This window comes from Meiothermus ruber DSM 1279 (genome assembly GCF_000024425.1).
GTDB lineage: Bacteria > Deinococcota > Deinococci > Deinococcales > Thermaceae > Meiothermus > Meiothermus ruber.
In genome coordinates, this window is sequence record NC_013946.1 from 1,260,089 (window position 1) to 1,271,054 (window position 10,966).

6 protein-coding genes are annotated in these 10,966 nt (G+C 65.5%); all 6 read left to right on the forward strand.

All coding sequences use genetic code 11. The features are described 5' to 3' along the window. Window positions 1–27 precede the first annotated feature (27 nt). From MRUB_RS06305 to MRUB_RS06330, 6 genes are read left to right on the forward strand one after another with little or no spacing between them, the layout of a single operon-like run. On the forward strand, window positions 28–1,734 hold the full coding sequence (locus MRUB_RS06305) for a vWA domain-containing protein (RefSeq protein ID WP_015586528.1): 1,707 nt from the start codon (window positions 28–30) through the stop codon (window positions 1,732–1,734). After that, window positions 1,715–4,435: a tubulin-like doman-containing protein gene (locus tag MRUB_RS06310; protein ID WP_013013524.1), complete on the forward strand. Its 2,721-nt coding sequence runs from the start codon at window positions 1,715–1,717 to the stop codon at window positions 4,433–4,435. Before MRUB_RS06305 ends, MRUB_RS06310 begins: the two co-directional genes overlap by 20 nt. Window positions 4,436–4,437: 2 nt before the next feature. Further along, a complete protein-coding gene (locus MRUB_RS06315; RefSeq protein WP_013013525.1) occupies window positions 4,438–6,486 on the forward strand; it encodes a hypothetical protein in 2,049 nt (682 codons plus the stop codon). 15 nt (window positions 6,487–6,501) lie between these two features. Then, entirely contained in the window at window positions 6,502–8,094 is a 1,593-nt protein-coding gene (gene brxL, locus MRUB_RS06320; RefSeq protein WP_235438174.1) for a BREX system Lon protease-like protein BrxL, read from the forward strand. Continuing rightward, entirely contained in the window at window positions 8,091–10,079 is a 1,989-nt protein-coding gene (locus tag MRUB_RS06325) for a UvrD-helicase domain-containing protein (protein ID WP_013013527.1), read from the forward strand. The genes brxL and MRUB_RS06325 overlap by 4 nt, the downstream gene beginning before the upstream one ends. A 50-nt stretch (window positions 10,080–10,129) precedes the next feature. Beyond that, a complete protein-coding gene (locus MRUB_RS06330; protein ID WP_013013528.1) occupies window positions 10,130–10,957 on the forward strand; it encodes an IS982 family transposase in 828 nt (275 codons plus the stop codon). The last annotated feature ends 9 nt before the right edge of the window (window positions 10,958–10,966 follow it).

The window sequence follows — 10,966 nt, forward strand, 5'->3', positions numbered from 1 at the left end:
TTTGACAAGCTGCTAATCTTTAGCAGTATGAGAAAGCGTTACACGGGGTTTGTATTGCCGCTGCTGCTGGCGGTGGCCTGGGCTGCTTGCATCCCCGCGCAACAGCCCCAGGGCGCGCCCCCACCCATCGAGCGGTACCGCTTTGTGTTTCTGGTAGATACCTCTGGCTCCATGATGGGCCTGGGGGACGGGAAGGCGGTTATTTTTCCCAAGGTGCAGGCCGAGCTGGTGCGTTTTCTGAGAACCCTGCCCGCCTCGGAGGTGGTGTTTGTGCCCTTCCACCAGGGGCCCCAGGGGGAGCGCCGCTTCCGCCTGCCCGATGAGCTGGGTCAGGCGGTGGCCTATGTACAGAACCTGAAGGCCAACGGACAGAATACCTGGATCTATCGCACCCTGATGAGCGTTTTGCGCTCCACCTCCTCCAGAGAAGGGGTGGCCACCATCTACTACATCTTTACCGACGGCATTGACAACGACCGCCAGGGGCCTTACCGCATGGCCGACGTGGTGCGAACCCTTCGGCTCCAGCAAGGGCCCTACGACTGGGTGTACTACATCGCCCTGGGGGTTTCCGTCCCCGAAGAGGTACGGCAGGGTTTGGGCAGCCTACCTCGTACCCGCATCCAGGAGGCGGGGGTGGGGGAGGTGCCCACCCTGGGGGCCTACACCTTCAAGCCGGCGGTGCTCCAGCTTGGTAACCTGCTGCAAACCCCCGAGGCCCGGGTGGAGGTGGCCCTCGAGGCCCAGGGACGGCCCCGGCCTCTGCGCCTGGTGGTGGACGATGCGAGCCTGCAGAAGCAGGGGGCCTTCCTGGAAGTGTCCCCCAACCGCCTGGAGGCGGGCAACCGCACCCTGACCTTCCGCCTGCGGGGCCAGGGCCTCCGGGAAGGGGAGTACACGGCCTGGCTCTGCCTCGAGGCCGCCGAGGGCACCCTGGTGCGCCCGGAGGCCATCCCGCTGCGCTTCGCCTACCACCCCCCTGCTGCCTACACCCTGACCCCCGAGAACCCCCCCGAGCGGCTGGAGCTGCGCCCTGGGGAGAGCGCCACCCTCCAGTACCGGCTGGAGGGCAACGCCTGGGCCCGGGAGCCCCTCTCCCTGAACATCGAGGTTCCCCAGGGTCTCGAGGCCACCCTGAACGGGCAGGAGGGCCCTGTGGGGCTGAAGCCGGGGGAAAGGCTCGAGGTGCGCCTCACCAACCAGGGCCTGACCCCCGGGCAGAGCGTGCAGCCCAGCTTCCAGGCCCAGGCCCCCTCCGGCAGCCAGCTCGGCCCCCTCCCCCCCATGCCCCCTGTGACCCAGCCCAAGACCCTGTGGGAGAGGCTTCTGGACTACTGGTGGCTTTTGCTCCCCCTTCTTTTGCTCCTCCTCTATCTCCGTTCTCGTTGGTTGGCTGCCCAAAGGCCCTGGGGCGAAGCCCAATACGTCGGTCCTCCTCCCGACTGTCCGCAAGAACGCTTGAGGCTGAAGAGGCGGGTGGACCTGGGGCGGTTGGACAGGAACCTCCAGGGCGTGCAGATCTATCCCCAGGGCGGTGAGGTGGGCCTGACCCTCCCTCCCCACCTGAGCGCAAAGAGCCTGCTGGGGGGACGGAGACCGTTGCCCTTGGAAAACGGCGAAACGTTCTCGTACGGCACACCCGTTTACTTCTACGGGGACAATCCTAACCAAGAGATTGCAAGCCTTACCGTTTACCCCTTAAGAGGGGAGTCTTATGGAAACGAAAAAGCTTAAACGAACGGTCCTTATCGGCCTGGGCGGCACGGGCAAGTGGGCCCTTCTCCACGCCAAGAAGAAGCTGCTCGAGGCGTTTGGCGAGGAGCCCCCTCTGGTCAAGTTTCTGCTCATCGACACCACTGCCGCCAACAACGATCACCTGCTCACCGCCGATGGCAAGAAGGCCCGCCTGCAGGCCAGCGAGATCCTCCACATCGAGGCCCGGGGGGCGAGTCTCCTGCCCAAGGTGCACGACGAGATCCGCGAGTGGTTCCCGCCCAAGGCCGACCTCAAGGCCAACATCCTGGCCGGGGCCGGGCAGATCCGGGCCCTGGGCCGCCTGGCCCTCTTCGCCAACGCCAGCCTGGTTTACGAGAACCTGCGCGACCTGCTGGCCCTGGCCCGCGACTACAAGGACGAGCGCCCCAGCGGGGAGCGCCGCTACATCTACGAGCCCTACACCCCCCACCTCACGGTGGCGGTGGTGGGCTCCCTGGCGGGGGGCACGGGCTCCGGTACCTTCCTGGACGTGGCCTTCCTCCTGCGCCAGCTCATGAAGGACGAGGACCAGCTCTTCGGCTACTTCCTCCTGCCCGATATCTACACCAACCGCCCGGGCACCCAGAACGTGGAGGCCAACGCCTACGGGGCCCTGAAGGAGCTGGATCACTTCATGAACTTCAAGGAGAACCTGAGCTACACCTTGGGTGGGCGGCGCATTCAGGTGGAAAAAAAGCCCTTCGATATGGTTTTTCTGGTCAACCGGCAGAACCGCGCCGGGAAAACCTTCAACGAGGTGGACGACCTGACCGAGCTGCTGGGTCTCGGGCTTTTCCTCCAGGCGGGCCCCATGGGCAAGGAGCAGGCCGATGTGTTCGACAACATCGCCCACCAGCTCAACGAGCAGAAGGGGCGCTACTACGGCAAGACCGCCCACTACGCCAGCTTTGGGGCGGCGGAGCTGCGCTTTGAGCTCGAGAAGGTGCTGGGGGAGGCGCGAAAGCAGGCCACGGCCAGGGCCATCCAGGAGCTCCTGGCCGAGAACCCCCCCTGGGAGCCCGCCGGACTCCGACAGGCCATCGAGGAGGCCCTGGGGCAGAGCTCCCCGGAGCCGGAGGATCTTCCCAGGGTGCGGGGCGCCTCGAGCCCGGAGGACAACGCGCAGGTTATAGCAGAGCTCGAGGCGGCCCTCAACCTCCTCAAGAACCGCGCCAGGGAGACCGCCCGGAGGGCCTGGGAAGAAGTCCGCCTCGACCCCTGGCCCCACCTGGAAAAGGCCTTCCTCGACTACCCCCTAGGAAGCCTGGTTCGGGGGATGGAGCGACTGAGGGAGGAGCTGAACAAAAGCAAAGATGACCTCAGGGCCAGAGCGGAGGAAAGCGAGCAAAACCTTCAGGAAAGCCTGGATTCGCTAAAGAAGCGGTTTGGCGCGTCCCAACCCAAGGGATTCCGCCAGCTCTGGAACCCGTCCCCACCCGTGCCCCTTCTTACCAGCGCCCGCGTCAGCGATACGCTGAATCTGGCCTGGGATCTGGGCGTTGACCAGGCCCGCGCGGAGCTGGCCCAGGAACTCCTGCGGCAGTTGGAAGCAACCCTCGAGCGCATCAAAACGCTGCGCCTGCGCCTGAGCAACCACACGCAGGCCGCTCCTTCCGCCGCCTCCGCCCCCGCCCTGAACTGGGATCGCGCCCCCTTCACCCTCACCCTGCCCCCGCCCTACCTGGCCCAGGAGGCCCAGGCCGTCCAGGAGGGGCGGGTGGAGCTTAGTTCCCTGAGGCAGAAAGGCCTCCGGGCCCTGCTGGAAAACACCGAGGAGGTTTTGCAGTCGCTGAGGCTGGAGGAGGTCGGCCTCTCGGACTGGCTGCGCGGGGCGCTGCAAAATGGGGACGAGACCCTGAAGGAGTCGATCAAGCGGGCTTTCCGCGAGCTGGATCACCTGGCAGCCCCCGCCTGGGACTACCAGGACGCCTGGGTTTCCAACCCCAACCTGGGCTACCGGGAGATGGTTTCCATCCTGGGGGTGGGGGAGAAGGACGGCACCCACGATCCCCTCGAGGTCTCCGAGGATATCCTGAATATCCTGGCAGGCAACATCCACGAGCGGAGCAAGCTCCAGAAGGTGTCCACCGGGGACGGGCGGCGGGTGCTGCTTTACCGCATCGAGGCCTCCATTCCAGCCTTCGCCCTGCGGGGCGTTGAGGCCTACCGGGAGAAGTACCAGGCCCTTTCCAAAGACCGTAGCTTCCACCTTCACCGCTCCTGGGAGGAGGGCCTCGAGGATCTCTTCCCCCTGCCCGACCCAGGGGAGGCCGCCCGGATATGGACCCGGGCCCGCCTGCTGGGCATCATCCGCGAGGACAAAGGGGAGTACAGCTACGAGGACACCCGCGAGGTGGGCGGACGACGCATCGCCCTGGGCAGCACGCCCGGGGAAGCCTTTGAGGCTTTTGCCCAAGACTTCTTCGCCTTTAAGGAGGTGGAGGGCCAGGTGGTGAAAAAGGATAGGGCCTTGCGGCGGGAGCGGGAGCGCCTGCAGGCGTACCTGAGCAAGGTGCAGGAAGCCCTGGAAAGCCGCGAGGGCCTGCTCCAGAGCCGCGACTCCTGGATGGAGAAAGACCTGGCGATGTTCGAGCGAGAAAAAGCGGCCCTGCAAGCGCTTCAGGAGGAACTCCAGAGCTACAACCCCGATAGCGGCAAAGACACCTTCCCCTCCCTCTAGCCATGGTGCACCCCACCCTACTGCTCGTCTTTCCTAGTGCCCGCGCCCTGGTGGAGCCCCTTTATGCAGTATGGGAGAAGAGGCTGGGCCCTAAGGCCCTGGCCCTGGAGAGAGCCCAGCCGCAAGCCTGGCGGAAAGAGTTCTGGCGGCTTCTGAACCAGGGCCGCCTTCTGACCCTGCATGCGCGGGGTTTCCCCCCAGACCCCGCCCCTACCCTGGTGGTGGTGGCCAGTCCCCTGGATGGGGAGCTCGAGGCCACCCTGGCAGAGCTGGAGACATTTTTCCTGGGTGCGGGAAGCCAGGGCCTCGAGGCTCGGTTGCACCTGGTGCTTCTCCTGCGCAACCAAGAGGAGTTCCGGGCCGCCGGTCGCTTTCCCCCAGACCCCAACCACCCCCTACCCAGCCGGGTCTGGCCCCTGGCCCTGTGGAACCGCCAGGGGGAGCATCTGGCCCGGGAGGAGTACCTCCAGGTATGGGTACAGTATTTTGTGGAGGCCCTGCTCCACACCAACGCCCCCCTCCAGCCCACCCGGGGCCGGGACTGGATGGGGCTGGGCATCGCCTGCATGAAGCGCTCACAACCCCAGGCCCACGACCTGGTTCCGGGGCTCTGGGAGGCCATCAAGGGGGCCGGTGAGGGGTACTCGCCGACCCTCAGCCTCCCCCCGCCCCCAGGAAGGCCCTCCGAGGCCAGGTATCCCCCAAAGCCAGAGCGCCAGGACTGCTTACGCTACCCCGAGTGGCAGGGCTCGCTCTGGGAGAGGGCCCTGCAGGCGCTGTCTCAGGAAGAGGAGGCGGCTCTGGAGGAGGCCCTGCTATCCCTGGAGAACCCCATTCGCTTTTCTGGCGTAGACCAGGCCCTTTGCCAGGGCCCCAAGGCCCTGGAGGCCACGCTGACGGCCCTCCGCGGGGCCCAGGCCGAACTCCAAAGCAGGCGGCAGGCCGTGCTGGCGGAGCTGGATGAGGGCCTGGGGCTCCGGGGCCAGCGGGCCCGTTATCGTAGGCTGAAGGCCCGCAAAGACCAGGGACGACCCGTTGACACAGAGGAGTTCAACCGCCTCGAGGCCCTCTTCCAGGGGCTGGACGGGCTTTTGGAGGAAGGGCGCCTGGATGCGCTTTTGGAGAAGGACGGGGAGGCCCGGATCATTCAGAACAAACTGAATGACCTAAAAGCTGAGCTGGCGGAAGGGCAGGAGGCCTGGAACAAGCAGGAGGCTGTACCACCACCTCCGCCTCGAGGGCTCCGGGGTTTTTGGGAGCGGTTTCGCCCCCGCCCCACCGCTTCAGAAACCCCCTCCAGCCGCAAGCGGCTGTGCGACGAGGCCTGGAGCATCCTGGGGGAAGCTCATGAGCTGCACAAGGCTTACGCTGACAGGCTGGGGAAGTACCGGCGCATCTACCTGGAGATCAGTTACCTGAACGTGCTGCTCCCTGCCCTGGCCGAGGAGGAGCGCCAGCTCCAGGAAACGCTCGAGCGCATCCAGTCTTTTAGCCCACGGCCTCCCTCGAGAACCCACAACCCCCTGGTGGTTCGGCTTACCGGGCCCCGCCCCCCCCGCTCGGCCTACCGCCAGGAGGCCGCGCGGCTTTTGCAGGATGGGATTCTGGAGCATCTGTGGTACGGAGACGACCGGGAAGCCCTGGAAGAGGAGCTGCTGGAGGGGGCCGAGCGCCTCCTGGCCCACACCCCTCCCCCCGAGCCCCTGAACCCCTCGCCCGAGGCCTGGGCCCTCCTGGTGAAGGCGGCCACCCCCCAGGTGCCGGTGCGCACCTGGCCGGAGCACCGCGTCTACGCCTATGTGCTGGGAAGTGCCCAGGGACAGCGCTGGGGGGAACCTTACGCGGAAGAACCTGGGCGGGAGGGGGAGGTGGTGCTCTTCCGGCTCCTTTATCCCTTGACGGCTGAGGATCTGTGGCGGGAAGGGGCGGAGCCTTTCCCTGAGGAGGGGGAGGAGGTCTCTGCGCCAGAAGCCTCTTCACAAGGGGACGCTCCTACAGATGCTCTCCGACCCAACTCGCTTCTCGACGAATTGCAGGGGCTTTTGAGATGAGGAAGGTGGGCAGTGGTGCTTTTGGAAAAAGCTGAACAAGCGTTCCCGGGCCATATCCTGGACAAAGGCCTGATTCAGGAAGAGATTTTCTACCGCATCCCCCGCTACGTGGTGGAGTACCTTCTGGCCCGCATGGGGGGCCACCACGAGGCCGTGGAAAAGGTGCGCAAGCTCCTGGAGGAGCGCTACCTGGGCCCCGGCCACGAGCAGTGGATCAAGGACCAGCTCCTGCGCGCGGGCCGGTTTGTCCTCATCGATCGCCTCGAGGTGCAGGTGGATCTGCAGACCGGCACCTACCGGGGCCGGATCCCCAGCCTGGGGGAGCACCCCTTGGAGGTTCGCCCCCGCCTGGCGGAGGAGCACCCGGGGGTGTTGTACGGGATGTGGGGCACCCTGGAGCTCCTTTACGACCCGGCCACCCGCAGGGTGCGCCTGGGGCAGTTCATCCCCTTTGAGGCCCACCTCAAGGGCCTCGAGCCCTTCCAGCGGGGCCGGCAGGCCTTCACCGAGGAGGAGTGGACAGATTTCCTTCTGGGGAGCGTGGGCATCAACCCGGAGGCCCTGAGCGAGCGGCAAAAGCTCCTCTACCTGGCCCGGCTGGCCCCCCTGGTGGAGCCCAACCTGCACTACCTCGAGCTGGGCCCCCGCCAGACCGGGAAGACCTACCTCCTGCGCAACACCTCGGCCGAGGCCTTTGTGGTCTCCGGGGGCAAGGTGAGCCCGGCGGTACTGTTCTACAACCAGCTCACCCGTCGCCCCGGCCTCATCCCCACCTACGAGGTGGTGATCTTTGACGAGATCGCCCACACCGCCTGGGAGGATCCCTCGGTGATTTCCATCCTGAAGGACTACATGGAATCCGGCCAGTTCAGCCGGGGTGGGAAAACCCTGGCTGCGCAGGCCTCGCTGGTCTTCCTGGGCAACGCCGACGACCCCACCCCGCCCGTGACCCGCGTTCTGCCCAATGGGCTGCGGGGGGATACGGCCTTCCTGGATCGCATCCACGGCCTGCTCCCCGGCCATGAGTTCCCCAAGGTCACCCCCGAGCTCCTCTACCAGGGCCCGGCCCTGGTGGTGGACTACCTGGCCGCGGCCCTGCGCGGCCTGCGCCCCCTGGCCTTCTCTGTGGAAGTGAGCCTGCCCTCGGGGTACACCCAGCGGGACATCCGCGCGGTGCGCAAGTGGCTTTCCGCTTTGCTCAAGCTCCTTTACCCTCACCGGGCCTGGCCAGAGGGGCGGGTGAAGGAGCTTATGGACTTCGCCCTCGAGCTGCGGGAACGGGTTTACGAGGAACTCCATCGCCTGAACCCGGGCGAGTTCCCCTCGCGCAAGCCCCAGGCCCCGCCACCCCGCCTCGAATGGGCGGGGCTCCACGCCCTGCTGCCTGCAGAGTACACCGGCCTTTTTCAAGCCCTGCAGGAGGCGGGCCTGCCCCCGCCGGAGGAAGGCCCTGAGGATCTCACGGAAGAGGGGCGGGTTATCGGGCAGAGCCTGGCCCGCTGGGGCCAGAAGCGCCTGGTGCCTCCAGGGCTGGGGGCACACGGCCTCGAGGTTCACCCGGATACCCCGGTGGTGGATATACGTACTTACCTGGAGGGAGGGCTATGACGGGTAGTGCATCTGTTTGCATTTCGGAGAGTTTCTATAAGGGTAAGGATCGCCTTAATCAGATGGAACGGGGCCAGATAATGGATGCCCTTCTCAGCTTCTTCCAGGATCCTAGCTACCCTAGCTTGAGGCTGGAGAAAATCCATAATGACTTCTGGTCTATTCGAGCAAGCCGCGATCTGCGCATCATTCTTACTCGACAAGCCCAGGTGTGGATAGCGGCTTATTGCGGTCATCACGATGAGGCTTACCGCTGGGCGGAGCGTCGCCGGGTGGAGGTTCACCCCCAAACCGGTGATATCCAGATTGTTCGCATACCCGAGGTGGATACACCATCCAGGGAGCCTCCTGCCAATGCTCCTCTAGCCCGCTTCGACGAGGACTACCTCCTGAGCCTGGGGGTGCCCCAGGATTACGTAAAGCCCCTGCGCTACGCCACCGAGGATGGGGTTCTGGAGCTGCTGGACGGGCTTCCTCAGGCGATTCAGGAACGCATTTTAGATCTTCTGGATGGCAAACCTGTGATTCCGCCGCCCAAAATCCAGGTTCAAAACGCGGAGGAGCTCCTGGCCCATCCCATGGCTCAGCGGCAGTTCGTCCTGCTCAGAAGCCTCCAGGAGGTGCGCCAGGCCCTGCAAGGCTCCTGGGAGGCCTGGCACTTCTTCCTGCATCCCTTGCAGCAGGAGGTGGTGGGGGCCCGCTTTGGGGGGCCGGCCCGGGTGACGGGCGGGGCGGGCACGGGTAAGACCGTGGTGGCGATTCACCGCGCCCGCACCCTGGCCCAGCGCTACCCACAGGCGCGCATCCTCCTCACCACCTTCAACAAGGGCCTGGCCCGGAAGCTTAAAGTCGCCCTCAAGGGTCTGGCCGGGGAGGAACTCCCCAACGTTTGGGTGGATCACCTGCACAACCTGGCCCTGCGCCTCCACGAGGAGGTTGCTGAGCCGGTGCAGATCTGGACGGAGGAAAAATACCGTCCCATCCTGGAAAAGCTATGCCAAGGCCTGCCCTACAGCTCGGGTTTCCTCCTCTCCGAGTGGGAGATGGCCGACGCCTGGGGCCTGTACATCTGGGAGGCCTACCGGGGCTTTTCCCGCGAGGGCCGGGGCACCCCCCTGAGCGCCCGGGAGCGTCAGGCCCTTTTTGAGGTCTTCCAGCGGGTTTGGGAGACCCTGCGCGCCCAGGGGGCCGCCACCTTTAGCGGGGTCTGCCACCGGGTGCGCGCCGCCCTGGAGGAAGGGCACCTGCCCCGCTTCCGCGCGGTGGTGGCCGACGAGACCCAGGACTTCGGCCCCGCCGAGCTCATGCTCCTGCGGGCCCTGGCCGAGGAGGGGGAGGACGACCTCTTCCTCACCCTCGACCCCGCCCAGCGGATCTACCGGGGCCCCACCTCCTGGCGGGCGCTGGGCCTCGAGGTGCAGGGGCGCTCCCGCAGGCTTCGGGTCAACTACCGCACCACCCGGGAGATCGGGGAGCTGGCGGAGCGGACGCTTCCCTCCCAGGTGGAGGGGGAGGCGCGGGGGAGCCTGGCCCTCCTCCGGGGCCCCACACCGGAGCAAAGAGGCTTTAACCGGGAGGAAGAGGCCCTGAAGGAGCTTTTACGCTGGGTTCGCTGGCTCTTGGGCCAGGGTCTGGAGCCCCGCCAGATTGCCGTTTTGGCCCGGGTGCACAAGTTGGCAGAGTCGGTGGGGAAGCGTTTGCTGGCAGAAGGCCTCCCCGCTCAAAAGCTGGATGAAGACGGGGAAGGGGTCTGGTACGGAACGGTGCATGCGGCCAAGGGCCTGGAGTTCCGGGCAGTGGCCCTATTCGGGGCCAGCGCTGACCTGTTCCCCTTGAAAATCCTCCTGAATAAGGCCGCCGACCTTCAAGAAAAGGCCCTGGTGGAGGAGAAGGAGCGCAGCCTGCTGTACGTGGCCCTCTCCCGGCCCCGGGAGTACCTCTGGGTGGGTTACTGGGGTGAGCCCAGCCCCTACCTACCTTCCTAAGATAACCCAAGTTGCCACCTATCCTGACTACGCAGAAAATAAAGGCCACTATGAACTGGACTGTTCTAGTGGCCTTCTGCATTATAGACGATCTGCTCAAGACCCTCGGACACAAGGACGACCCCCAGAGCAAGACCCCTGTCAGCGTCGTCCTCACCCTCTGGATTCTGGCCGCCCTGGCTTTCGCTGGAAAGCACAAGCACGCCCTGATCTATGCCAAAGAGCAGGGTCTTTTCAGCTACATCCCCTCCCCCAGCCGCTTCAGCCGACGGCTGCACAGCCTGGCCCACTGGATACCGCTGCTATTGTCCCTGAGCAAGACTTTATGGGAGCAGCTAAGCTCAGTGGAGCACTACATCCTCGACACCTTACCCCTGCCGGTCTGTGAAAACATCCGCGCGCCCCGTTGCTGCCTGGCCCCAGCCCGCGTATACCGGGGCTACATTCCCAGCAAACGCAGCTACTTCCACGGACTCAAGCTCCACCTGGTCTGCACGGATAACCAGTGGATCAGCGAAGTTCTCCTCACCCCTGGCGCCACCGCGGACGTGGAGGGGTTGTATCGGCTGCCGCTGGACTTGCCGCAGGGAAGCGAGCTGTACGTGGATCGGGGGTACACCGACTATCAGGCCGACGGTGACCTGGCCATGGCTGAGGGCATCCGGCTGCGTGCCATCCGCAAGGGGAACTCCAAGCGCTACCACCCACCCGGTCAGTTCATAGCCACCGTGGGCAGGAAGATTATCGAGTCGGTGGGTGCTGCCCTGACGGAACTATTCCCCAAGCGCATACATGCCACGACCCTCCAGGGCTTTGTGCTCAAGGTGTGGGGCTTCATCTTTGCCCACAACTTCAGGCGGCTGGCTAGTATTTTGTAGGTGGCAACT

What these genes read in the sequence shown, in the direction of transcription:
- MRUB_RS06310 (WP_013013524.1), top strand. Translation starts at nt 1,715, where the DNA reads ATGGAAACGAAAAAGCTTAAACGAACGGTCCTTATCGGCCTGGGCGGC.
- MRUB_RS06330 (WP_013013528.1), top strand. Translation starts at nt 10,130, where the DNA reads ATGAACTGGACTGTTCTAGTGGCCTTCTGCATTATAGACGATCTGCTC.
- MRUB_RS06315 (WP_013013525.1), top strand. Translation starts at nt 4,438, where the DNA reads ATGGTGCACCCCACCCTACTGCTCGTCTTTCCTAGTGCCCGCGCCCTG.
- MRUB_RS06325 (WP_013013527.1), top strand. Translation starts at nt 8,091, where the DNA reads ATGACGGGTAGTGCATCTGTTTGCATTTCGGAGAGTTTCTATAAGGGT.
- MRUB_RS06305 (WP_015586528.1), top strand. Translation starts at nt 28, where the DNA reads ATGAGAAAGCGTTACACGGGGTTTGTATTGCCGCTGCTGCTGGCGGTG.